At 73.0% G+C, this 23,029-nt stretch carries 21 protein-coding genes and 1 pseudogene; 16 read left to right on the plus strand and 6 right to left on the minus strand.

The window, feature by feature from the left end; genetic code table 11:
• Window positions 1–203 precede the first annotated feature (203 nt).
• The gene (locus IG02_RS0125010) at window positions 204–1,127 is read left to right on the plus strand and encodes a S1 family peptidase (RefSeq protein WP_030752365.1); all 924 of its coding nucleotides are present in this window, start codon (window positions 204–206) and stop codon (window positions 1,125–1,127) included.
• A gap of 189 nt (window positions 1,128–1,316) precedes the next feature.
• Window positions 1,317–1,760 (plus strand): VOC family protein, encoded by a 444-nt coding sequence (locus IG02_RS0125015; RefSeq protein WP_051765696.1) that lies wholly within the window; start codon window positions 1,317–1,319, stop codon window positions 1,758–1,760.
• Here the strand turns inward: IG02_RS0125015 and IG02_RS0125020 are convergent.
• Together IG02_RS0125020 and IG02_RS0125025 are read right to left on the minus strand one after the other, a co-directional pair.
• The gene (locus tag IG02_RS0125020; protein ID WP_030752370.1) at window positions 1,700–2,491 is read right to left on the minus strand and encodes a helix-turn-helix domain-containing protein; all 792 of its coding nucleotides are present in this window, start codon (window positions 2,489–2,491) and stop codon (window positions 1,700–1,702) included. The genes IG02_RS0125015 and IG02_RS0125020 overlap by 61 nt on opposite strands.
• A 35-nt stretch (window positions 2,492–2,526) precedes the next feature.
• Entirely contained in the window at window positions 2,527–3,783 is a 1,257-nt protein-coding gene (locus IG02_RS0125025; RefSeq protein WP_051765698.1) for a YihY/virulence factor BrkB family protein, read from the minus strand.
• Window positions 3,784–3,800: 17 nt separating this feature from the next.
• On the opposite strand from IG02_RS0125025, the gene IG02_RS0125030 reads away from it, so the two are divergent.
• Complete coding sequence (locus IG02_RS0125030) at window positions 3,801–5,453, plus strand: acyl-CoA dehydrogenase family protein (RefSeq protein ID WP_030752373.1); 1,653 nt, start codon at window positions 3,801–3,803, stop codon at window positions 5,451–5,453.
• A 205-nt stretch (window positions 5,454–5,658) separates the two neighbouring features.
• Window positions 5,659–6,189: a GNAT family N-acetyltransferase gene (locus IG02_RS0125035; protein WP_030752377.1), complete on the plus strand. Its 531-nt coding sequence runs from the start codon at window positions 5,659–5,661 to the stop codon at window positions 6,187–6,189.
• A 91-nt stretch (window positions 6,190–6,280) separates the two neighbouring features.
• Here IG02_RS0125035 and IG02_RS0125040 read toward each other — a convergent pair whose 3' ends face one another.
• Complete coding sequence (locus tag IG02_RS0125040) at window positions 6,281–9,634, minus strand: amidohydrolase family protein (protein WP_030752380.1); 3,354 nt, start codon at window positions 9,632–9,634, stop codon at window positions 6,281–6,283.
• A 213-nt stretch (window positions 9,635–9,847) separates the two neighbouring features.
• Between IG02_RS0125040 and IG02_RS43685 the strand changes: the two genes are divergently transcribed.
• From IG02_RS43685 to IG02_RS0125090, 11 genes are all read left to right on the plus strand, one after another.
• The gene (locus IG02_RS43685) at window positions 9,848–9,931 is read left to right on the plus strand and encodes a putative leader peptide (protein WP_309471194.1); all 84 of its coding nucleotides are present in this window, start codon (window positions 9,848–9,850) and stop codon (window positions 9,929–9,931) included.
• A 140-nt stretch (window positions 9,932–10,071) separates the two neighbouring features.
• Window positions 10,072–11,769 carry a nitrite/sulfite reductase gene (locus IG02_RS0125045; RefSeq protein WP_030752383.1) on the plus strand — a complete coding sequence of 566 codons (1,698 nt, stop codon included), beginning with the start codon at window positions 10,072–10,074 and terminating at the stop codon, window positions 11,767–11,769.
• A 169-nt stretch (window positions 11,770–11,938) separates the two neighbouring features.
• On the plus strand, window positions 11,939–12,640 hold the full coding sequence (locus IG02_RS0125050; protein ID WP_030752386.1) for a phosphoadenylyl-sulfate reductase: 702 nt from the start codon (window positions 11,939–11,941) through the stop codon (window positions 12,638–12,640).
• A gap of 91 nt (window positions 12,641–12,731) precedes the next feature.
• The gene (cysC, locus tag IG02_RS0125055) at window positions 12,732–13,286 is read left to right on the plus strand and encodes an adenylyl-sulfate kinase (protein WP_030752389.1); all 555 of its coding nucleotides are present in this window, start codon (window positions 12,732–12,734) and stop codon (window positions 13,284–13,286) included.
• Window positions 13,283–14,257 carry a sulfate adenylyltransferase subunit CysD gene (gene cysD / locus IG02_RS0125060; RefSeq protein WP_030752392.1) on the plus strand — a complete coding sequence of 325 codons (975 nt, stop codon included), beginning with the start codon at window positions 13,283–13,285 and terminating at the stop codon, window positions 14,255–14,257. Before cysC ends, cysD begins: the two co-directional genes overlap by 4 nt.
• A gap of 2 nt (window positions 14,258–14,259) precedes the next feature.
• Complete coding sequence (locus IG02_RS0125065; RefSeq protein ID WP_234314901.1) at window positions 14,260–15,825, plus strand: sulfate adenylyltransferase subunit 1; 1,566 nt, start codon at window positions 14,260–14,262, stop codon at window positions 15,823–15,825.
• Window positions 15,825–15,983 carry a hypothetical protein gene (locus tag IG02_RS40955; RefSeq protein WP_107055692.1) on the plus strand — a complete coding sequence of 53 codons (159 nt, stop codon included), beginning with the start codon at window positions 15,825–15,827 and terminating at the stop codon, window positions 15,981–15,983. Before IG02_RS0125065 ends, IG02_RS40955 begins: the two co-directional genes overlap by 1 nt.
• 157 nt (window positions 15,984–16,140) lie before the next feature.
• The gene (locus tag IG02_RS0125075) at window positions 16,141–17,253 is read left to right on the plus strand and encodes an aliphatic sulfonate ABC transporter substrate-binding protein (RefSeq protein WP_030752399.1); all 1,113 of its coding nucleotides are present in this window, start codon (window positions 16,141–16,143) and stop codon (window positions 17,251–17,253) included.
• A 6-nt stretch (window positions 17,254–17,259) separates the two neighbouring features.
• Window positions 17,260–18,057, plus strand: coding sequence for an ABC transporter ATP-binding protein (locus IG02_RS0125080; RefSeq protein WP_078854790.1), 798 nt, complete (start codon window positions 17,260–17,262; stop codon window positions 18,055–18,057).
• Window positions 18,044–19,060: an ABC transporter permease gene (locus IG02_RS0125085; RefSeq protein ID WP_078854791.1), complete on the plus strand. Its 1,017-nt coding sequence runs from the start codon at window positions 18,044–18,046 to the stop codon at window positions 19,058–19,060. Before IG02_RS0125080 ends, IG02_RS0125085 begins: the two co-directional genes overlap by 14 nt.
• A 5-nt stretch (window positions 19,061–19,065) precedes the next feature.
• Window positions 19,066–19,866, plus strand: a complete 801-nt coding sequence (locus IG02_RS0125090) for a sirohydrochlorin chelatase (RefSeq protein ID WP_234314902.1) — start codon at window positions 19,066–19,068, stop codon at window positions 19,864–19,866.
• Between the two features lie 42 nt (window positions 19,867–19,908).
• On the opposite strand, the pseudogene IG02_RS39810 reads toward IG02_RS0125090, so the two are convergent.
• The 3 genes and pseudogenes from IG02_RS39810 to mgt form a co-directional block, all read right to left on the minus strand.
• Window positions 19,909–20,052 (minus strand): annotated as a pseudogene (locus IG02_RS39810) (DUF4440 domain-containing protein); the annotation flags it as partial.
• Window positions 20,039–20,593 carry a DUF1697 domain-containing protein gene (locus IG02_RS0125095; protein ID WP_030752411.1) on the minus strand — a complete coding sequence of 185 codons (555 nt, stop codon included), beginning with the start codon at window positions 20,591–20,593 and terminating at the stop codon, window positions 20,039–20,041. The pseudogene IG02_RS39810 and the gene IG02_RS0125095, both read right to left, overlap by 14 nt.
• Window positions 20,594–20,729: 136 nt before the next feature.
• Entirely contained in the window at window positions 20,730–21,938 is a 1,209-nt protein-coding gene (gene mgt, locus IG02_RS0125100) for a macrolide-inactivating glycosyltransferase (RefSeq protein WP_030752414.1), read from the minus strand.
• Window positions 21,939–22,122: 184 nt separating this feature from the next.
• On the opposite strand from mgt, the gene IG02_RS0125105 reads away from it, so the two are divergent.
• Window positions 22,123–22,986, plus strand: a complete 864-nt coding sequence (locus tag IG02_RS0125105; protein WP_030752417.1) for an aminoglycoside phosphotransferase family protein — start codon at window positions 22,123–22,125, stop codon at window positions 22,984–22,986.
• Window positions 22,987–23,029 lie beyond the last annotated feature (43 nt).

Below are 23,029 nucleotides of genomic sequence, written 5' to 3' on the forward strand. Positions count from 1 at the left end.
GCCGGTCCGGCAGCCCCGCGAGCCACAGACCGACCACCCGCCTCACAGGTCCGGAAGTCAACCTTGCGCGAGTGCCAACGGGATTCAAAGATTCGGTCAAGCGCGATTGACAGTCCACGTTCAAAATCGCTGGCCGTGGACCGTCGCGCCCGGTGGCCCGCTCACCCAACGGGCCGTCCGTCTCCCCCACCTATGGAGGACTTGTGACCATCAAGCGCTTCTCCCCCCTCGGCGCGGTGTCCAGACGCGCACGGCTCCTCGCCGTCACGTCCGGTCTGGTGACCGCCGTCGCGCTTGCCGCCCCGTCCGCCGTCGCCCAGCCGGCGCCCGTCGCCCCCGCGGTCACCGCCGTCCAGCTGGCCCAGGCCGACTCCGCGATCCGCGGTGCCGACATCGCCGGTACGGCGTGGTACACGGACAAGGCGTCCGGCAAGGTCGTCGTCACCGTCGACAGCTCGGTCTCCGACGCCGAGATAGCCGAGATCAAGGAGTCCGTCGCGGACAACAGCACGGCGGGCGTCACGATCAAGCACACCGAGGGCACGTTCAACAAGCTCATCGCCGGCGGCCAGGCCATCTACGCGGGTGGCGGCCGGTGCTCCCTCGGCTTCAACGTCCGCAGCGGCAGCACGTACTACGCGCTGACCGCCGGGCACTGCACGGAGATCGGCGCCACCTGGTACACCAACTCCTCGAACAGCACGGTGCTCGGCTCCCGCGCCGGTTCCAGCTTCCCGGGCAACGACTACGGGCTGATCCGCCACTCCAGCTCCGCCGCCGCGGACGGCCGGGTCTCCCTCTACAACGGCTCGTACCAGGACATCACCTCCGCCGCCAACCCGTCCGTGGGCCAGAGCGTGCGGCGCAGCGGCTCGACCACCGGCCTGCACAGCGGTACGGTCACCGGCCTCAACGCGACGGTCAACTACGGCGGCGGCGACATCGTCTCCGGCCTGATCCAGACCAACGTCTGCGCCGAGCCGGGCGACAGCGGCGGCCCCCTGTTCTCGGGCAGCACCGCGCTGGGTCTGACCTCGGGCGGCAGCGGCAACTGCTCCTCCGGCGGCACCACGTTCTTCCAGCCGGTGGTGGAGGCCCTCAACGCGTACGGCGTGAGCGTCTTCTAAGCGACTCCGCACGGCCGCACCCGATACGGCCGCACCCGCGAGACCGGCAGCAGCGCTGCCCGGACACCACCGACGGGCCACGCACCGAGTGCGCGTGGCCCGTCGTGTGCGTCGGCGGACGGGGGACGGGGCGGCCCGTTGTCCGATTCGTTCAAGACCCGCCCGCCGCGCCGCTCGTACGGTGGGCCCATGAACACGACCAGCCACTCCGCTCGTCCCACGGACCCCTCGGCCGCCTCGGCCGCGCCCCGGCTCGACGCCGTCGGCCTCGTCGTCTCCGACATGGCCGCCTCCCTCGCCTTCTACCGGCTGCTCGGCCTGGACGTACCGGCCGACGCCGACACCGCCCCGCACGCGGAGGCGACCCTGCCCAGCGGTCTGCGCGTGCTGTGGGACACGGAGGAGACCGTCCGCTCCTACGATCCCGCCTGGAGCCGCCCCACGGGCGGCGAACGCCTCGGGCTCGCCTTCGTCTGCGACGGCCCCGCCGCCGTGGACGCCACGTACGAGCGGCTGACCGCCGCCGGGTACCGGGGGCACCTGGAACCGTGGGACGCCGTCTGGGGCCAGCGCTACGCGGTGGTGCTCGACCCCGACGGCTGCGCCGTCTCGCTCTTCGCCAGCGCCGCGTAGGCCGTCAGCGTGAGCCCGGCCAGGTCGCGCGTCTCGCGCGCCAGATGCGCCTGGTCGGCGCAGCCCGCCGCGAGCGCGGCCACCGCGAAGGGCTCACCGGCGCGTACGAACGCCAGCGCGCGTTGCAGCCGCAGCACCCGCGCCAGCGTCTTGGGACCGTAGCCGAACGCGTCCAGGCAGCGGCGGTGCAGCTGCCTGGCGCCCAGCCCGACCGCGTCGGCGGTCGCCGCGACCGTACGGCCCCCGTCGAGCGAGTCGACCACCGCCCGCACCACGCGGTCGGGCGGGGCGGTCCCGGCCGGCCGCCGGCGCTTCGCCGCCGTCAGCGCCACGGACTCCAGCGCGGTCGCCGGGTCCGCCGCGGACTCCAGCCGCGCGACGAGCGGCCGCACCTCGGCCGGGGACCACAGATCGGCGAGTGCCACCCGCCGGTCGCGCAGTTCGTGGGCCGGTACGCCGAGGAACGCGGGCGCGGTCCCCGGCGCGAACCGCACGCCGGCGCAGTGCGCGCCCGCCAGTTCGCGCGGCGGCACGTACGCGCGGGTGTCCGGGCCCGCGACCAGGAGCCCGCCCCCGATCCAGAGCAGGTCCATGCATCCGTCGGGCAGCACCGGATGGACCGGGGCCGCGCCGCCCGTGCCCCCGGCCGGGGCCGCCCCCGGGGTTCGCGGCTCGACGGTCCGCGTCCACACGACCGCGCCGTCGACCCGCGAGGTCCGTTCCTCGTACACAAGAGTGAGGCTAATCCGCCCGGCCGACCGCGGGCCTACGCGTTCGTCCCCTCGCCCTTTCCCCCGCGTCCCTCGTCGTCCCCCTTGCCCGTCCCCGGCTCCTTCGGTTCCTTCACGTCCTTCGGTTTCTTCAGGTCCTTCGGCTCCTTCAGCGCCTTGTGCGCCCCGCTGTCCCATATCCCCGGCAGCCGCGAGCGCACCCTCGACACCACGTCGTCCGGCGGCAGGAAGTTGGACCACCGCTCCGGGAACTCCGACGGCATATCCGGGTCCGTCACGTCGTCGTCCTGGTTCTCGGCCGTGGCGACGGCGCGCGCCACCAGTTCCGCCGCGTGGGCCGCGCGCAGCCGTTCGTTGGCCGCGCGGGCGGCGGCCGTGGCGACCGACGGCCAGACCCGGTCGATCGCCGCGTTCACCGCCGCGCCCACCAGCACGGCGAACGCGGAGACCCCGATCCAGAGCAACACGGCGATGGGCGCGGCCAGGGAGCCGTAGATGGTGGGGCCCTCGACGGTGCTCGTCAGGTAGATGCGGAGCAGGAAGCTGCCCAGCACCCACATCGCCAGCGCGATCAACGCGCCCGGCATGTCCTCGATCCAGCGGGACCTCACGGGGACGGACACGTGGTAGAGCGTGGTCAGGAAGGCCACCGACAGCAGGATCACCACCGGCCAGTACAGGACGGAGGCGACCTCGGTGCCCCAGGGCAGCACCGCCACGAGCCGGTCCGGTCCCACCACCGCCAGCGGCAGCACCACGGCCCCGATCAGCAACGCCACGATGAACAGGAAGAAGGCCAGCAGCCGGGTCGCGACGATGCCGCGCCGGCCGTCGAGCCCGTACATGACGGTGATGGTGTCCACGAAGACGTTGACCGCCCGGGAGCCCGACCAGAGCGCGATGGCGAAGCCGAGGGAGATCACATCGGGCCGGCCGCCCTGGGTGATGGACGTCAGCAGGGGTTTGGCGATCTCGTCGACGCCGCGCGCGGAGAGGACCGTGCCGGACGCCGCGAGGATGTTCTTCTCGATGGAGGCGACCGTGGTGGTGCTCGTCCACTCGTCCACGTAGCCGAGCAGCCCGATCAGACCGAGCAGCAGGGGCGGCAGGGACAAAAGGGTGAAGAACGCCGCCTCCGCGGCGAGTCCCAGAATGCGGTATTCGATGCACGAGTTGACGGTGTCTTTGAGCAGCAGCCAGGCCAGCCCGCGCTTCGAGACGTTGCGGTAGAGGACTCGCGCCCGGTGGAGGCGGCCGGACGGCCGCTCGGGTGTTTCTTTTGCTGCCTGCACCTCTTTACCGTATCGGCATGGCAGCGAGCACCCACACAGTGACCAATCAGGTTCCGCCCCTGGTGGGGTACGACATCTTCGCCACCGACCGGGCCCTCTCCGAAGGCGTCGCGCGGCACAGCGCGCCCGCCCTCCTCGACGAGACCCGGGCGGAGCTGACGGCGCTCGGCCGGGCCGCCGGGTCGGCCGAGGTCCAGGAGTGGGGCGCACTGGCCAATGAGCATCCGCCCGAGCTGCGCACGCACGACCGGTACGGCAACCGGATCGACGAGGTCTCCTTCCATCCCGCCTGGCACCGGCTGCTGGACGGCGCGGTCTCGGCGGGGCTGACCGACGCCTGGGGGCGCCCGGGGGGCCACCTCCGCCGCGCGGCCGGCTTCATGATCTGGACGCAGGCGGAGGCCGGGAACGGCTGTCCGGTCTCGATGACGCACGCGGCGGTGCCCGCGCTGCGCGCGGATCCCGGGCTGGCGGCCGAGTGGGAACCGCGGCTGACCTCCCACCGGTACGAGCCGGGGCTGCGGCCCGCCGCGGAGAAGACCGGCGTGCTCTTCGGGATGGGCATGACGGAGAAGCAGGGCGGCAGCGACGTGCGCGCCAACACCACGGGCGCCCGGCCGCTGGACGCGGCGGGCGAGTACCTGCTGACCGGTCACAAGTGGTTCTGCTCCGCGCCGATGTGCGACGGCTTCCTGGTGCTGGCGCAGGCGCCGGGCGGGCTGACGTGCTTCCTCGTGCCGCGCGTGCTGGCGGACGGAACGCGCAACGTGTTCCGGATCCAGCGGCTCAAGGACAAGCTGGGCAACCGGTCCAACGCCTCCGGCGAGATCGAGTTCGACGACACGTGGGCACGCCGGGTCGGCGAGGAGGGTCGCGGGGTGCGCACCATCATCGAGATGGTGGCGGCGACCCGGCTGGACTGCGTGGCGGGCTCGGCCGCGCTGATGCGCCAGTCGGTGGCGCAGGCGGTGCACCACGCCACGTACCGCGGCGCGTTCGGCGGCGAGCTGATCGACAAGCCGCTGATGCGCAACGTCCTGGCGGACCTGGCGCTGGAGTCCGAGGCGGCGACGACGCTGGCCCTGCGGCTGGCCGCCGCGTACGACCACGTCCAGAACGGGGACGAGGGCGCGGCGGAGGAGCGGGCGTTCCTGCGGCTGGCGGTGCCCGCCGCCAAGTACTGGGTGACGAAGCGGTGCACTCCGGTGGCCGTCGAGGCGCTGGAGTGCCTGGGCGGCAACGGCTACGTGGAGGAGTCCGGCATGCCGAGGCTGCTGCGCGAGTCGCCGCTGAACTCGATCTGGGAGGGGGCGGGCAATGTGCAGGCGCTGGACGTGCTGCGCGCGCTCCAGCGGGAACCCGCGGCGCTGAACGCGTTCCTCCAGGAGGTGGGTGCCGCGCGCGGCGCCGATCACCGGCTGGACGCGGCGATCAAGGACCTGCTGACCGAACTGGCCGACCTGGACGGTATCGAGGCCCGGGCGCGCCGGCTGGTGGAGCGGATGGCGCTGGTGCTCCAGGGCTCGCTGCTGGTGCGGTGGGCCCCCGCGGAGGTGGCGGACGCGTTCTGCGCGTCGCGGCTCGGCAAGGACTGGGGCGCGGCCTTCGGCACGCTGCCGCACAGCCTGGACCTGGCCTCGGTGGTGGACCGGGCGCGGCCGGTGGCCTGACGGGGCGGGGCCCGACGAGCGGCCCACGGAGAGCGGTGGCCTGACGGAGCGGGGCCCGGGGGGGAGAGCGGGGGCCTGACGGGGCGCCGGGCGCGGCCGGTGACCTGGCGGGGCTCGGCTCCGGGCACACCCCGCACTCGCGCCCCCCGGTGAGGTGCCCGGCCCTCGTTCGGGGGCCGGGGACCGCTGTGGTTCGCTGTGCCCCATGAGCAACACTGTCACCACCTGGTACCTGGAACAGACCTCGCCCGGCGGTCTGCGCCCCGCCGCGCGGCCCGACGGCGAGGTGCGGATCGTCCGGGCCGAGGTGCCCTCGCCCGAGTTCAGCCGGTTCCTGTACACGGCCGTCGGCGCCGACGTCGGCTGGACCGACCGGCTGCCGCTGTCGGCCGAGCGGTGGCGGGACATCGTCTCCCGGCCGGGCACCGAGACGTGGGTGGCGTACGAGAAGGGCACTCCGGCCGGTTACCTCGAACTGGCGGGCGAGGACGACGGCACGGTGGAGATCGTGTACTTCGGCCTGCTCCCCTCCTTCCGCGGCCGCCGCATCGGCGGCCATCTGCTGTCGTACGGCGCGGCCCGCGCCTGGGACCTGGCCGGTCGGTGGCCGGGCAGGCTCCCGACGAAGCGGGTCTGGCTGCACACCTGCTCCAAGGACGGGCCGCACGCCATGGACAACTACCTGAGCCGGGGCTTCACGCTCTACGACACGAAGACCGAAGAGGAGGAGGCGTAGCCCTCCCGGCCGCCAGGACTCCCCGGGCCGACGGAACCGTGTCCGGAGCCCTTCGGGCCGGACGGCCCCGAGCCGCGGCCCCGCACCCCACTCAGGTGAGGAGCGGTTCCGCGCAGCAGCCCTCGGCACGCAGCCGACGGCCCACGTCGAGCCAGTCGTCACGTTCCTGATGTTCCTGGTCGCGTTCCCGGTCGGCCGCCCGGCCGCGACCCGCCGCGCGGTCGGTGAAGGCCGCCACCAGGTCCTCCTGGCGGTGGACGACCCCGTCCCGCATCACCCAGGCCGTACGGACGAGATCGCCGAAGTCCTCGAACGGGTTGCCGTCGACCACGGTCAGGTCGGCGAGCTTGCCCGGCTCCAGCGTCCCCAGGTCGTCGCCGACACCGAACACCTGGGCCGGGACCGCCGTCACCGTGCGCAGGGTTCGGGCCACCGACAGCTTGCCGATGTCGTGCAGCGCGCGCAGTGCCAGGTGCAGGTGGAGCCCGACGGGGACCAGCGGCGCGTCGGTGCCCAGGACGAGCGTGCCGCCCGCCGCGAGCAGGCCGCGGTAGAGGGCGGTCTCCTCCGCGAGGGCCGCCGCGACGGCCGGGGGCGGCGGGGCCGAGGCCGCGTCGCGCACGGCGGCCGTGTCCCAGGGCGGCATCAGCGTGGTCACCCTGGCGTCGTCGGCGAGCGCGGGATCGGCGCCCAGCAGGGAGAGCGCGGCGAACGGCGTCATGATGAGCCGGAAGTCACCGTCGCGGTAGGTCTCGTGCACGTCCTGGTAGGACTGTCCGGTGGGTGAGAGGGCGCGTCCGTACTCCGAGCGCTGGGTGGCCTGGAGGTGTGTGGTCAGGTCCTGGCCGGTATTGACGCCCGGTGACAGCAGGTGGCTCCCGCACGCGACGCCGAGTTCCTCGTGCGCGGTACGGGCCGCCTCCCGCATGGTCCAGCCGGGCGCGCGCACGTACGTCTTGACGAAGTCGTAGTCGAGGGCGACCGCCCGGCGCAGGGTGCGCCGTACCCCGTCGCGGGTGCGGTGCGCCCGGCCCATGCTGTAGGCGACGCGGGCGCCGTCGGTCAGCTCGCCGGTCATCAGGAGCCGGGGCCCGGTCATCCGGCCGGCCGTCACGGACTCCCTGATCCGGACCGCCTCGTACGCGAAGCCGCCGAGGGAGACATGGGTGGTGATGCCGTAGGCGAGCATCAGGCTCGTCTGACGGCCGCCGTAGACGTCCTGGTAGGGATGGGTGTGGGAGTCCCACAGGCCGGGCAGGACGGTGGACCGGGACGCGTCGATCAGCCGCTCGCCCCGCCGCGCCGGTCCCGGCCGGTGGTCCTCCACGGCCGCGATCCGGTTGCCTTCCAGGACGAGGTCGACGTCCTCGTGGACGGTTTCGCCGGTGCCGTCCCAGAGTCGGCCCGCGTGCACCCGGACCCGGGACCGGGGCGCCGGCCGGCGGCCGTACTCCAGCGGTACGGGCACGGTGCGCCGCCCGGTGCCGTCCGCGCGGATCAGCCGGAGCTCGCCGCCGGACAGGTACAGCAGGGTGCGCGAGTCGCCGGACCAGGAGGGGTGGTCGGCCATCTCGTCGGTGACGCGGCGCGGCTCCCCGGCGGGCGCGCCGTCGGGCCGGACCGGCAGCACCCACAGGGCGGACTCCATGACGAAGGCCATCGACGTCCCGTCCGGGGACCAGACCGGGCCGCTGTTGCGGCGGTCGGACAGCGAGGCGTGCGGCTGGGGCTGGTACGCGCGCGACCGGCCGGTACGGGTGTCGACCACCCGGATGAGGTTGTAGCCCTCGCGGAAGCGCTGGTTGAGCCGGTTGCGGTCGCAGAAGGCGAGGTACCGTCCGTCGGGCGACCAGCTGGGCGCGCCCGGCAGGCCGTTGGCGCCGAGCGGGGTGACCAGTACCTTCTCCGCGCCGGTGGCGAGGTCGCGGACGAGGAGATCGCCGGTGGTGTCCTGGCAGGCGAGACGGCGGCCGTCCGGCGAGAGCACGGGGTTGGCGCGTCCGCCCGCCGACAGGACCTCCTCGGTGCCGTCGTCGAGCCGGTGCCTGCGCACGCCGATCAGGCTGTGGCCCTGGCCGAGGTCCTCGTAGGCGTAGAGCACGCTGCGCCCGTCCGGCGCCCAGGACGGCATCTGGACATAGCCGGCGGGGGCCGCCTGGCGCAGCTTGCGGGGGCGCCCGCCGAGCGGCATCACCCACAGCGCGTTGAGCGCGGCGAAGGCGACCGACGTGCCGTCGGGCGAGAGTGCGGGCAGATGGATGCCGCGGACCGGGCGGGCCTCGGTCGAGTCGAAGTCGTGGCGCTTGCGCCGGTAGGCGGGCCGGGGCACGTCCAGGGAGGCGGTGAAGGGGATCTCCCGCGCGGCGGACCAGCCCGCGGTCCCCGGGGCGGCCACCGGCGCGGCCACCTGGGCGGTCGCCGCCTGTCCCGTCGGGGTCATGGTCTCCTTCCCGGCCGCGGGCGCGGCGGTGTGTGACGCCCGGACGGGGCGTCGGACCCGTAGCCGCCCGTCGGCGACGTAGAACAGCTCGCCGTCGGCCGTCCAGGACGGTGGTGTCGGCGAGACCTCCTCGCCCTCGTCGGTCACCGGCTCGCCGTCCACCATGAGGACGCAGCTCGCCGCGGTGGTGCGCGGGGCGACATCGGGGAGCTGGACGTACGCCACGCGGCCGTCGGCGGCGATCGCGGGGCAGAGCAGCGCGCCCTCGGTCAGGGTCCGCTCCACGGTGACCGCGCCGCCGCGCGCGGGTACGGAGGCGAGGGTGCGGCCGCCCTGGCCGGTGGACCGTACGAACCAGACCGTCCGGCCGTCGGGGTGCCAGGCCGGGTCGTAGTCCTCGGTTCCCCGCGCCCCGGTGAGCCGGGTCAGCGCGCCGGACCGCACGTCGACCGTCCAGATGCCGTACGCGCTCCCCGCCACGGCGTCCCCGCCCCGTTCGGAGGCGAAGGCGAGCCGGGTGCCGTCCGGGGACCAGGTCACACCGCGGTCGTCCCACGGACCCGAGGTGAGCTGGCGCAGTCCGGAGCCGTCGGGCGCCATCGTCCACAGGTGGAATCCGCCGCCCTGGTAGGCGCAGACGGCGATCAGCCTCCTGTCCGGTGACCAGGCCACCCGGGCGGGTTCCAGACCGGGCCGGGTCAGCGCGGTCGCGGCGCCGCCCTCGCGCGGCAGCGCCCAGAGCACTCCCTGGACCTCCAGGACCAGCCTCTCCCCGGCCGGGGACGCGGACACGGAGGCGTTGGTGCCGGCGGTGAAGGTGAGGGTGCGGGTTCCCGCCGGCGCGTCGAGGAGGGACGCGGCGGCGCGGGCCGGCCGGGGTAAGGCGGCGCTCGGGCCGCCGGGCAGCGCGAGCGCGGCGGCGCCCGCGCCGGTCACCCCCGCCTTGATGACGCCCCGCCGGGACATCCCGTCGCGTTCCGTGGTGAAGTCGTCGCGTTCAGCCATGGGGAAGAAGATAGGGGGGCGCTCTGGAAAGCTCCTATATTCCTGACGTCCTGACATCGCGAAATGACGAAACCGGGCGGGTCGGCCGGCCCGCTGGCGCGTGAAACCTCGACAGCCCGTGACGAGGGCCACAAATCCCGCATTGCAAGACGATGTAGTCCATATTCTGGATAGTAGTGGACTGCCCCGAGATCCGCGTGACACGCTTTCGTCATGTCCAGAGCTGGGATTGCCTTGGTGAGTCGACGCCACGTCGACCTCGGCCGTATGTCCAGCGCCATCTGTCCGGCGGGCTGAGAGTCCCAGCACCGCCGCGCTCCCCTGCTCTTTTCCCTGCTCTCCACCTCTTTCCGCTCATGATTCCGCGCACCGCCGCGCATCCGCGCGCGTGTGCGTTTCAGAGTGCCCTCCTGCATGTCTCGAAGGACGTAACCGTCATGGCCGCCACCCCGGAAAAGCCGTCCACCCCCACGCCCCGCCGCAAAGTGAGCCGTCACCGCGGCGAGGGCCAGTGGGCCGTGGGGCACTTCACTCCGCTCAACGGCAATGAACAGTTCAAGAAGGACGACGACGGTCTCAATGTGCGGACACGCATCGAGACGATCTACTCCAAGGCGGGCTTCGACTCCATCGACCCCAACGACCTGCGCGGACGGATGCGCTGGTGGGGCCTGTACACGCAGCGCAAGCCCGGGATCGACGGTGGCAAGACCGCGGTCCTGGAGCCGGAGGAGCTGGACGACAAGTTCTTCATGCTGCGGGTGCGCGTCGACGGCGGCCGGCTGACCACGGAGCAGCTGCGCGTCATCGGCGAGATCTCGCAGGAGTTCGCGCGGGGCACCGCCGACATCACCGACCGGCAGAACGTCCAGTACCACTGGATCCGGATCGAGGACGTGCCGGAGATCTGGCGGCGGCTGGAGGCCGTGGGCCTGTCCACCACCGAGGCGTGCGGTGACACCCCGCGCGTGATCCTCGGTTCCCCGGTGGCCGGGGTCGCCGAGGACGAGATCATCGACGGCACCCCGGCGATCGAGGAGATCCACCGCCGGATCATCGGCAGTCCCGAGTTCTCGAACCTGCCGCGCAAGTTCAAGAGTGCGATCTCCGGATCGCCGCTGCTGGACGTGGCGCACGAGATCAACGACGTCGCGTTCGTGGGGGTGCGCCACCCCGAGCACGGCCCCGGTTTCGACCTCTGGGTCGGTGGCGGACTGTCCACCAACCCCAAGATCGGGCAGCGTCTGGGGGCCTGGGTGCCGCTGGACGAGGTGCCCGATGTCTTCACCGGTGTCATCTCGATCTTCCGTGACTACGGCTACCGCCGGCTGCGCAACCGCGCCCGGCTGAAGTTCCTGCTCGCCGACTGGGGCCCGGAGAAGTTCCGGCGGGTCCTCGAGGACGAGTACCTGAAGCGCCCGCTGATCGACGGCCCCGCCCCGGAGCAGCCGGTGGAGCGCTGGCGCGACCACGTCGGCGTGCACCGGCAGCGGGACGGCCGGTTCTACGTGGGCTTCGCCCCGCGCGTCGGCCGGGTGGACGGCGCGACCCTGGCGAAGATCGCCGAGCTGGCCGAGGAGCACGGCTCGGGCCGGCTGCGTACCACGGCCGAGCAGAAGATGATCGTCCTCGATGTGGCGGAGGACCGGGTCGACTCGCTCGTGGCGGGGCTGGAGGCGCTGGACCTGCGGGTCACGCCGTCGCCGTTCCGGCGGGGCACGATGGCCTGCACCGGGATCGAGTTCTGCAAGCTGGCGATCGTGGAGACCAAGCAGCGCGGCTCGACGCTGATCGACGAACTGGAGCGCCGGATCCCCGACTTCGACGAGCCGATCACCATCAACATCAACGGCTGCCCCAACGCCTGCGCCCGTATCCAGGTGGCGGACATCGGTCTCAAGGGCCAGCTGATGATGAACTCCGCCGGCGAGCAGGTGGAGGGCTACCAGGTGCACCTGGGCGGCGCGCTGGGTCTCGAGGCCGGTTTCGGACGCAAGGTCCGCGGCCTGAAGGTCACCGCCGACGAACTGCCCGACTACATCGAGCGGGTGCTGGGCCGCTTCGGCAAGGAGCGCGAGGAGGGCGAGCGGTTCGCCGCCTGGGCGGCACGCGCTTCCGAGGAGGCCCTGTCGTGAGTGAGCGCGCTGCTCCCTTCTACTGCCCCTACTGCGGCGACGAGGACCTCCGGCCGGGCGAACAGGGCCGTGGCGCCTGGGAATGCGCGGGGTGCAACCGTGCCTTCACGTTGACGTTCCTCGGGCTCCTCACCCGCGGACTTCAGCGACCTGACGGAGGGGAAGAGACATGACGGCACTGCCGGAAACCGACGATCCCCGGGCGCTCGCCGAGCGGATGGGCCGGGAGCTCGAGGAGGCCACGGCCCTGGAGATCCTCACCTGGGCCGCGGACACCTTCGGGAAACGATTCTGCGTCACCTCCTCCATGGAGGACGCGGTGGTCGCCCACCTCGCCTCCCGGGCCATGCCCGGGGTCGACGTGGTCTTCCTCGACACCGGCTACCACTTCCCGGAGACCATCGGCACCCGCGACGCCGTGGACGCCGTGATGGACGTCCGTGTCATCACGCTCACCCCGCGGCAGAGCGTCGCCGAACAGGACGCCGAGTACGGCCCCGAGCTGCACGACCGCGACCCCGACCTGTGCTGCGCCCTGCGCAAGGTCAAGCCTCTGGAAGAGGGCCTGACCCGGTACGCGGCGTACGCCACGGGCCTGCGCCGGGACGAGTCCCCGACCCGGGCGGACACCCCCGTCGTGGGCTGGGACGAGCGGCGCGGCAAGGTCAAGGTCTCCCCCATCGCCCGGTGGACTCAGGACGACGTGGACGCCTACGTGGCCGAGCACGGTGTGCTGACCAATCCGCTGCTCGACGACGGCTACGCCTCGGTCGGCTGCGCTCCCTGCACCCGCCGGGTCCTGGCGGGCGAGGACGCCCGCGCCGGGCGCTGGGCGGGCCGGGCCAAGACCGAGTGCGGGCTGCACGGATGACGGCGGACCGGCTGTCGGCCGCCCGTCCGGCACCCGACGGCCGGCGGACGGTCGGCCGACGGGCGATCAGGAACGGGACCAGGAGGAACGGTTGAGCACGACTGACGTGACGGAGCTGGGCGCCACGGTCTGGCTCACCGGGCTGCCCAGCGCGGGCAAGACGACCATCGCGGGCGAGCTGGCCGGCCGGCTCCGCGCCGACGGACACCGGGTGGAGGTGCTCGACGGCGACGAGATCCGCGCGTTCCTCTCCGCCGGCCTCGGCTTCGGCCGCGCCGACCGGGACACCAACGTGCAGCGCGTCGGCTTCGTCGCCGAGCTGCTCGCGGCCAACGGCGTCAAGGCGCTGGTGCCGGTGATCGCGCCGTACGCGGACAGCAGGGAAGCCGTGCGCAAGCGCCACCAGGAGAAGGGCACCGGCTATCTGGAGGTGCACGTGGCCACGCCCGTCGAGGTGTGCTCCGTACGGGACGTGAAGGGGCTGTACGCGAAGCAGGCCGCGGGCGAGCTGACCGGGCTCACCGGGGTGGACGACCCGTACGAGGAGCCGGACTCCCCCGACCTGCGGATCGAGTCGCACACCCAGACCGTCCAGGAGTCCGCCGCCGCACTCCACGCACTGCTCATCGAAAGGGGTCTCGCGTGACCACGACCGTCACCACCGTCACCGGCGGCGCCGACGGCACCAGGAACGCCGGGAGCGCCGGGGACGCGTCCGCGCCCTGGGCGCTGACCCACCTGGACGCGCTGGAGTCCGAGGCCGTGCACATCTTCCGCGAGGTGGCGGGCGAGTTCGAGCGGCCGGTGATCCTCTTCTCCGGCGGCAAGGACTCCATCGTCATGCTGCACCTGGCGCTGAAGGCGTTCGCGCCCGCGCCGGTGCCGTTCTCGCTGCTGCACGTGGACACCGGACACAACTTCCCCGAGGTGATCGAGTACCGCGACCGCACCGTGGCCGAGCACGGCCTGCGGCTGCACGTCGCGTCCGTCCAGGAGTACATCGACGCGGGGAAGCTGCGCGAGCGCCCCGACGGCACCCGTAACCCGCTGCAGACGGTTCCGCTGACCGAGAAGATCCAGGCCGAGCGGTTCGACGCGGTCTTCGGCGGCGGCCGGCGCGACGAGGAGAAGGCGCGCGCCAAGGAGCGGGTGTTCTCGCTGCGGGACGAGTTCTCGCAGTGGGACCCGCGCCGGCAGCGGCCCGAGCTGTGGCAGCTCTACAACGGCCGGCACGCCCCCGGCGAGCACGTCCGGGTCTTCCCGCTCTCCAACTGGACCGAGCTGGACGTGTGGCAGTACATCGCCCGCGAGGGGATCACCCTGCCGGAGATCTACTTCGCGCACGAGCGCGCGGTGTTCCGCCGGAACGGGATGTGGCTGACGGCCGGCGACTGGGGCGGGCCGAAGGATTCCGAGCCCGTGGAGCGGCGCCTGGTCCGCTACCGCACGGTCGGCGACATGTCCTGCACGGGCGCCGTGGACTCCGACGCCACCACACTCGACGCGGTGATCACCGAGATCGCCGCCTCCCGGCTGACGGAGCGGGGCGCGACCCGCGCGGACGACAAGCTGTCCGAGGCCGCGATGGAAGACCGCAAGCGCGAGGGGTACTTCTAGCCATGACGAGCACAGGTACGAGTTCCGGGGCGCACGGGGCCCACTCGGCCCGCACGGGTGCGGACGCCGCGGCCACGGCCCACGCCCCGGCACCGGCCCCCGGCCCGGCACCGGCGGCGGGCCGTGTCCGGGGACAGGACGGACAGGACCAGGGCCAGGACCGGACCCGGGCCGCCGGCCGGACCACCGAGCAGGTCACCGACCGGGCCGCCGAGTTCGCGGGTCGGCTGTCCGAGACGACCCTGCTCCGGTTCGCGACCGCCGGCAGCGTCGACGACGGCAAGTCGACCCTGGTGGGCCGGCTGCTGCACGACTCGAAGTCGGTGCTGGCCGACCAGCTGGAGGCCGTCGAGCACGCCTCCCGCAGCCGGGGCCAGGAGGCGCCGGACCTGGCACTGCTCACCGACGGGCTGCGTGCCGAGCGGGAGCAGGGCATCACCATCGATGTCGCCTACCGCTACTTCGCCACGCCCCGGCGGCGGTTCATCCTGGCCGACACCCCGGGCCATGTGCAGTACACCCGGAACATGGTCACCGGCGCCTCCACCGCCGAGCTGGCCGTCGTCCTGGTGGACGCCCGCAACGGCGTGGTCGAGCAGACCCGCCGGCACGCGGCGGTCGCCGCCCTGCTGCGCGTCCCGCACGTGGTGCTCGCCGTCAACAAGATGGACCTGGTCGACTACGCCGAGCCCGTGTTCGCCTCCATCGCCGAGGAGTTCACCGCGTACGCGGCCTCCCTCGGCGTCCCGGAGATCACGGCCATCCCGATCTCCGCGCTGGCCGGTGACAACGTGGTGGAGCCGTCCGCGCACATGGACTGGTACGGCGGCCCGACCGTGCTGGAGCACCTGGAGACCGTGCCGGTCAGCCACGACCTGACCGACTGCCCGGCGCGCTTCCCCGTCCAGTACGTCATCCGCCCGCAGACCGCCGAGCACCCCGACTACCGGGGCTACGCGGGACAGATCGCCTCCGGTGTGCTGCGCGTGGGCGATCCCGTGACCGTCCTGCCCTCGGGCCGCACCAGCACCATCGAGGCCATCGACGCGCTCGGCGCCGGGCTGGGCGCGGACACCTCCGTGGACGCCGCCTGGGCACCGCAGTCCGTGACCGTACGGCTCGGCGACGACCTCGACGTCTCGCGCGGCGACCTGATCGCGCCCACGGCGCACGCGCCCGCCACCACGCGGGACGTCGAGGCGACCGTCTGCCATGTCGCGGACCAGCCGCTCACCGTGGGCCAGCGGGTGCTGCTCAAGCACACCACCCGTACGGTCAAGGCGATCGTCAAGGAGATCCCGTCCCGGCTGACCCTGGCGGACCTGTCCCAGCACCCCTCCCCCGGCGAACTCGTCGCCAACGACATCGGCCGGGTGGTGGTCAGGACGGCCGAGCCGCTCGCCCTGGACCCGTACGCGGACTCGCGCCGCACCGGATCCTTCCTGCTCATCGACCCCGTGGACGGGACGACACTGACCGCGGGCATGGCGGGAGACGCCTTCGCGGCGGCGGCCGACGCGACCAAGGCCGCCCGGCGGCTGCCCGACGACGAGGGCTGGGACTTCTGATGGCCGCCGAACCGTGCGCCGCGCCGAACGCGGACGTGCGCGCCGACGCGTACGACGCCTACGACGACGTGTACGCGACCTTCGCCAAGGAGGGCGGCCGGGTGGGCAGCGGCGCCCTCGGCGCGGGGACGGGCGGGGTGGCGCGATGTGCGCGTTGACGTACGCGCACCGCATGCGCGCCCGTGTGCCCCACCGGCCCCACCTGTTCGATCCGTACGACCGGTACGCCCCGTACCGGCGAAGACCTGCCGAACTCCCGGCCACGCCCCGTACCCGCGGGGCGTGAGCACCGGGTCACCGAGAGGACCCCCTCCCGTGTCTGCGATCCGCACCACCGCGCGCCGCCGCCGCGCCACGCTCGCCGCGCTGCCCCTGCTCGCCGTCGTCCTGACTTCCTGCGGCTACGGCTCCCAGGCGGACAAGAGCGAGGACCGGCCAGGACCCGCCGCGGCCGGCAAGGCGCTCTCGGCCGACACGGTGAGGATCGGCTACTTCCCGAACCTCACCCACGCCACCGCCCTGGTCGGCGTGCAGCAGGGCATCTTCCAGAAGGAACTGGGCGGTACGAAGCTGTCCACCACGACCTTCAACGCCGGCCCCTCCGAGATCGAGGCCCTCAACGGGCGCAGCATCGACATCGGTTTCATCGGCCCCTCCCCCGCCATCAACGGCTACACGCAGACGGACGGCAACAGCCTGCGCATCATCGGCGGGGCCGCCTCGGGCGGGGTGAAGCTCGTCGTCAACCCCAAGAAGATCAAGACGCTGGACGACGTCAAGGGCAAGAGGATCGCCACCCCGCAGCTGGGCAACACGCAGGACGTGGCGTTCCTCAACTGGATCGCCGAGAAGGGCTGGAAGGTCGACGCGCAGTCCGGCAAGGGCGATGTCTCGGTCGTCCGCACGGACAACAAGATCACTCCGGACGCCTACAAGTCCGGGTCCATCGACGGCGCGTGGGTGCCGGAGCCGACCGCGTCCAAGCTGGTCGCGGAGGGCGCCAAGGAGATCCTGGACGAGTCCTCGCTGTGGCCGGACAAGAAGTTCGTGATCACGAACATCATCGTGTCGCAGACGTTCCTGAAGGAGCACCCGGACGTGGTCGAGGCCGTGCTGCGCGGTTCGCTGAAGGCCAACGCCTACATCCACGACAACCCGGACCGGGCCAAGGAGTCCGCCAACAAGGCGCTGAAGACGCTCAGCGGCAAGGCGCTGCCGCCGGAGGTGCTCGACCCGGCCTGGAAGTCGATCCAGTTCACCGACGACCCGCTGGCCACGACGCTCCAGGCCGAGGCCGACCACGCGGTGCAGGCGGGACTGCTCGAGAAGCCGAACCTGAAGGGGATCTACGACCTGAAGCCGCTGAACAAGGTCCTCAAGGACGAGGGCAGGCCCGCAGTCTCCGACGCCGGTCTCGGCGCGAAGTAACAGGAGGTGACGACCATGGCGTCCACCCTCGCCAAGGCCGCCGCGGGCGCTCCGGCGGTGGACCACGCCGCCCGGATCGCCCACGTCTCGAAGTCCTTTCCCACGCCCAACGGACAGCAGCTCGTGCTGGACGACATCACGCTCGACGTGGCGCCGGGCGAGTTCGTGACGCTCCTGGGCGCGTCCGGGTGCGGCAAGTCCACGCTGCTGAACCTGGTGGCCGGGCTCGACGCGCCGTCCGCCGGATCCATCGAGACCGACGGCCGGCCCGCGCTGATGTTCCAGGAGCACGCGCTCTTCCCGTGGCTGACCGCGGGCAGGAACGTCGAACTGGCGCTGCGGCTGCGCGGGGTGTCCAAGCAGGACCGGCGCCCCGAGGCGGAACGGCTGCTGGAACTCGTCCGGCTGGAGGGCGCGTACGGCAAGCGGGTGCACGAACTGTCCGGCGGCATGCGCCAGCGGGTCGCGCTGGCGCGCGCGCTGGCGCAGGACAGCCGGCTGCTGCTGATGGACGAGCCGTTCGCGGCGCTCGACGCCATCACCCGGGACGTGCTGCACGAGGAGCTGACCCGGATCTGGCGGGAGACCGAGGTGTCGGTGCTGTTCGTCACGCACAACGTGCGGGAGGCGGTACGGCTCGCCGAGCGTGTCGTCCTGCTGTCGTCGCGGCCCGGGCGGGTGGCCCGTGAGTGGCGGGTGGACATCCCGCAGCCGCGCCGTATCGAGGACGCCGCCGTGGCGGAGCTGTCCGTCGAGATCACCGAGGAACTTCGTGGGGAGATCCGCCGCCATGGCCAGCACTGACACGACGTCGCAGAAGGAGAAGGAGCCGGCGGGGCCCGCCGGGACGGGCCCCGGAGCGTACCCCGGCACGGCCGCCGGGACGGCTCCCGGGGCGTCCTCCGTGACGGCTCCCGAGGCGTCCTCCGGAACGGACGACGTGGCGCGGGAGCGCGAACTGGCCGGACTCGGCGCCGGTCTCGACGCGCTCGACAGCGTCACCCCCCGGCGCGCCCCGCTGCGCCAGACCCTCGTCGAGAAGGTGCTGCCCCCGGCCGTCGCGGTCGTGCTGGTGCTGCTGGTGTGGCAGTTGCTGGTCTGGGCGAAGGTCACCGACAGCTACAAGCTGCCGTCGCCGGGCGCGGTGTGGGGCGAGGTGTCCGACGCCTGGCTCCAGGGCACGCTGGTCGACTACATCTGGACCAGCGTCTCGCGCGGCCTGCTGGGCTTCCTGCTGGCGCTGGCGATCGGCACCCCGCTGGGGCTGCTGGTGGCCCGGGTCAAGGTCGTCCGCGCGGCCATCGGCCCGATCCTGTCCGGTCTCCAGTCGCTGCCGTCGGTGGCCTGGGTGCCGCCCGCCGTGATCTGGCTGGGCCTGAACGACTCCATGATGTACGCGGTGATCCTGCTCGGCGCGGTCCCGTCGATCGCCAACGGCCTGGTCTCCGGCGTGGACCAGGTGCCGCCGCTGTTCCTGCGCGCCGGGCGCACGCTGGGCGCGACCGGGCTGCGGGGCACCTGGCACATCGTGCTGCCCGCCGCGCTGCCCGGCTATCTGTCGGGGCTCAAGCAGGGCTGGGCGTTCTCGTGGCGTTCGCTGATGGCCGCGGAGATCATCGCGTCGTCGCCGGAGCTCGGGGTGGGCCTCGGTCAGTTGCTGGAGAACGGCCGGACCGCCAGCAGCATGTCGATGGTGTTCCTCGCCATCTTCCTGATCCTCGTCGTCGGTATCGCCATCGACCTGCTGATCTTCAGCCCGCTGGAGCGGCGGGTCCTGCGCGGCCGCGGTCTGCTGGTGAAGAGCTGATCCGCGTGCTCCTGCCCCGTCCGGTCCGTCTTCCGGGCCCCCTCGCCCCGCCGCCGGTCCTGCTGGTCGTCGCGCACGGCAGCCGGGACCCCCGCCACGCGGCGACCGTGCGTGCCCTGGCCGGGCGGCTGCGGTCGCTGCGGCCCGGGGTGCGCGTGGAGACGGGGTTCCTGGACTTCGACGCCCCGTCGGTGGAGCGGCTGCTCGACCGGCTGGCGCGGACCGGCGTACGGGAGGTGATCGCGCTGCCGCTGCTGCTGACGCGGGCGTTCCACGCCAAGACGGACATCCCGGCGGTCCTGCGCGAGGCGTCGGCCCGCCATCCGCGCCTGGTGGTCCGGCAGGCGGCGGTCCTCGGCCCGGCGCCCCTGCTGACGGCCGCTCTGGAACGGCGGCTGTACGAGGCCGGGGTGGCGCCCGGCGACCGGGCCTCGACCGGGGTCGTGCTGGCCTCGGCGGGCTCCTCCGACCCGGAGGCGATCGCGGTGATCGCTGAAATCGCGCGGGAGTGGCGGCACACCGGTTGGTGCGCCGTGCGGCCCGCGTTCGCCTCCGCATCCCTTCCGCGCACCGAGGACGCGGTGCGCGAGCTGCGCGCGGCGGGCGCGGCGCGCGTGGCGGTCGCCCCGTACGTCATCGCCCCCGGCTTGCTCCCGGACCGCATCGCTCGCGGCGCGCGGCGGGCCGGCGCGGACGTCCTGGCCGGGGTCCTGGGCGCGGCCCCGGAACTGGCGCGCCTCCTCCTGCGCCGCTACGACGAGGCGATCACCGCCCCGAGCCCCCTGGAACTGGCCCGCCCGGCCTGACGTGGCCGCCTCAGTCGACCGGGCGATGATCGCGTCCCGGTCCCACTCCCGGCCGGACACTCCGTACTCCCGGAAGTCCGGGTGCAGCAGTTCCGCCAGGAGTTCCGGGGACGAGCGGACCGCCGGGTCGAGCAGCCGCAGCTCGGCCTCGATGGCGGCGGAGACCACGGACCTACGGTCGGCCACGGGTCAGCTCCACCAGCTTGACGACGGTGTTCCAGTTGCGGCTGGTGGCCGTGGCGCCCTTGACCAGGGCGGGCCTGCTCAGGGCCTCGGCGAGCTTGGAGCGGCCGACTCCGCCGGGGGTGTACAGGTAGAGCACGCGGTCGCCGATCCGGACCTCGTCCGGGCGGTACGTCTCCGGGTCGAGTGCCGCCAGCCGTTCGGGCGCCACCTGTTCGGACAGGAACGTGAGGTGGAGCTGTCGGCCCTCCAGCCCGGCCGCGGGAAAGGGACAGGCGCCGGCCACGGCCCGCAGGTAGGGGCCGCCGCGCACCAGGCAGTCCACGGAGAAGCCGAACCGCTCTTCGACGGCGCGTTCCAGACCCGCGGCCAGCTCCTCCTCGTCGTCCACGGCACTGGTGAAGACGGCGTTGCCGCTCTGGAGGTACGTACGGACATCGCCGTGCCCGAGTCCGGTGAGCAGCGTGCGGAGGTCGGCCATCGGGACGCGTTTGTGGCCGCCGACATTGATTCCGCGCAGCAGCGCCGCATACGTCGTGGTCATGGGCACACGATAGGCGCGGGGCGACGGCCGCCGCGCTCCGTGGGGGCGAGCACGGCGGCCGTCTCATGAACGATCGTCCCCCGGGCCGGTCGCTCCCGAAACCCGTTGGCGGTGTCCGGCTCCGGGTCAGGCACGGTCAGGCCACCGGCAGGGCCGCCTCGATCAGGTCCGCCGCGCGCGCGGTGCCGCCCTCCCGTTCCATGCCGGCGCTGATCTCCGCGAGCCTGCGGGCCACGTCGGGATCCTCGGCCAGGGCCAGGACCGCGGCACGCAGCGTCTCGGGGGTCGCGTCCGCCAGGTCGACGCGCCGCGCCACTCCCAGCCCGACCAGCGTGTCCGCGTTCCCGAACTGGTCGGCGGCCTGCGGGACGGCGACCATCGGGGTGGCCGTCGCCAGGCCCTCCTTGCTGCCGCCCGCGCCCGCGTGGGTGATGAAGGCGTCGGCCTGTTCGAGGACGGATACCTGCGGCACCCAGTGACGCACCTCCACGTTGGCGGGTACGGGCCCGAGTTCGGCCTCGTCCACATGGGCGCCGATCTGGAGCACCACGTGCCAGCCCGGCAGGTCGCCGAACGCCTCGGCGCAGGTCCGGTAGAACGCGGGCTGCTTGGTGAACGCGGAACCGAGCGAGACCAGCAGCACCTTCTCCGCCCCGGCGGGCCGTTGCCACCGCGCCCGCCGTTCGCGCCGGGGCAGGCAGGCGCCGACGAAGGTGTACACGGATTCGTCCACCTGGTCCGCCTTGTACTGCAGGACCTTCGGGATCAGTACGAGGGAGTGGTCGGGCCGGCCGGTGAACCGGTCCTGGTCCATGTGGTCCATGCCGTTCTCCGTCAGCCAGCGCGCGAATCGGGCCCGGTAGGCGCGACCGCGTTCGGTCGACATGAGCTGGGCCGTCATCGGTTCGCCGACCTCCTCCTCGTATCCCTCCCAGGCGACCATGTGCGTCGAGAACTGGATGAACGGCACGTCCCAGCGGTGGGCGAGGACGCGCGCCGGGAAGGAGGTGGTGTCGCCGAGGACGAGGTCCGGACGGTCGTCCTCGAACGCCGCGGCGAGCTGCGGCAAGGCCTGGATCGCGTCGGTCAGGAACGGCTCCACGTTGTCGATGAGTTCCGTGCCCCAGGCGGAGGGATCGTCGTCGGGGGTCGGCAGGACGGAGGTGTAGGTCACCGGCCGGGCGCCGGTGGCCGCGATCTTCTCGGCGAAGACGGCGGGGATCGCGTAGCTCACGCGGTGCCCCCGGTCGACCAGCTCCCGGATCACTTCGAGGCTGGGGTTCACATGGCCGTGGGCGGCGATGGAGAACATGGCGATGTGCGCGGGCTTGGTGGCTGCGGTCATGGCCCGACCGTAGGCGAGACGAGACGTCTCGTGCAACTTATTTGGCGTCCCGTCCCCAGCGGCGGCGGGACGGGCCGCGGCACGGCCTCCGGGCGGATGCGACACTCTGTGCGGATCCGTACGGGATCCCCGCGCGCCTGTCCGAGGACACGCGCGGCGGTCGGAGGACAAGAGCGGGCGGGCGATGGACGAGGCACGGGCGCGGCAGGTCATGGCGGAGGCGGGACTGCCGGCGGGGGCGGAACTGCTGGCCCTCGGCGAGAACGCCGTCTTCCAGGCGGACGGCCTGGTCGTCAAGGTCGGCCGGGACGCCGCGGACCACCCCGAACTGCTGGACCGCGCCCGGCGCGAGGTCGCGGTCGCGTCGTGGCTCGCGGAGTGCGGAGTCCCGGCCGTACGCGCGGCGGAGCCCGGTCCACGGATCGCGGCCGGGCATCCGGTCACGCTCTGGCACCGGCTGCCGGACGCCGTACGCCCCGCCGGACCGCGGGACCTGGCATCGCTGCTGCGGCTGGTCCACGCGCTGCCCGCGCCCTCGTTCGACCTGCCCCGCCGCGAACTGCTGGGCGGGGTCGAACGCTGGCTGCGGATCGCCGGCGACGCGATCGACCCGGCCGACGCGGAGTACCTGCGCGGGCGCAGGGACGGCTTCGCGAAGGCCGCCACCGCGCTCGCCCCGCACCTGCCGCCGGGCCCGATCCACGGCGACGCGCTGCCGCGCAACGTCCAGGTCGGACCGGACGGACCCGTCCTGGTCGACCTGGAGACCTTCTCCGTGGACTTCCGCGAGCACGACCTGGTCGTCATGGCCCTCTCCCGCGACCGCTACGGGCTGCCCGCCGAGGCGTACGACACCTTCACCGAGGTCTACGGCTGGGACGTGCGCGACTGGCCGGGCTGCCCGGTCCTGCGCGGTGCCCGGGAGACGGCCAGCTGCGCCTGGGTCGCCCAGCACGCACCGGTCAACCCGAAGGCGCTCGCCGAGTTCCGCCGCCGCGTCGCCTCCCTGCGCGCCGAGGACCCGGAGGTCCGCTGGCACCCGTTCTGACCCGCCCCCGGCACCATCGGCCACGCGGTCGCGGCGACGGTCA

Source organism: Streptomyces sp. NRRL F-5135 (assembly GCF_000719775.1).
Lineage (GTDB): Bacteria > Actinomycetota > Actinomycetes > Streptomycetales > Streptomycetaceae > Streptomyces > Streptomyces hebeiensis.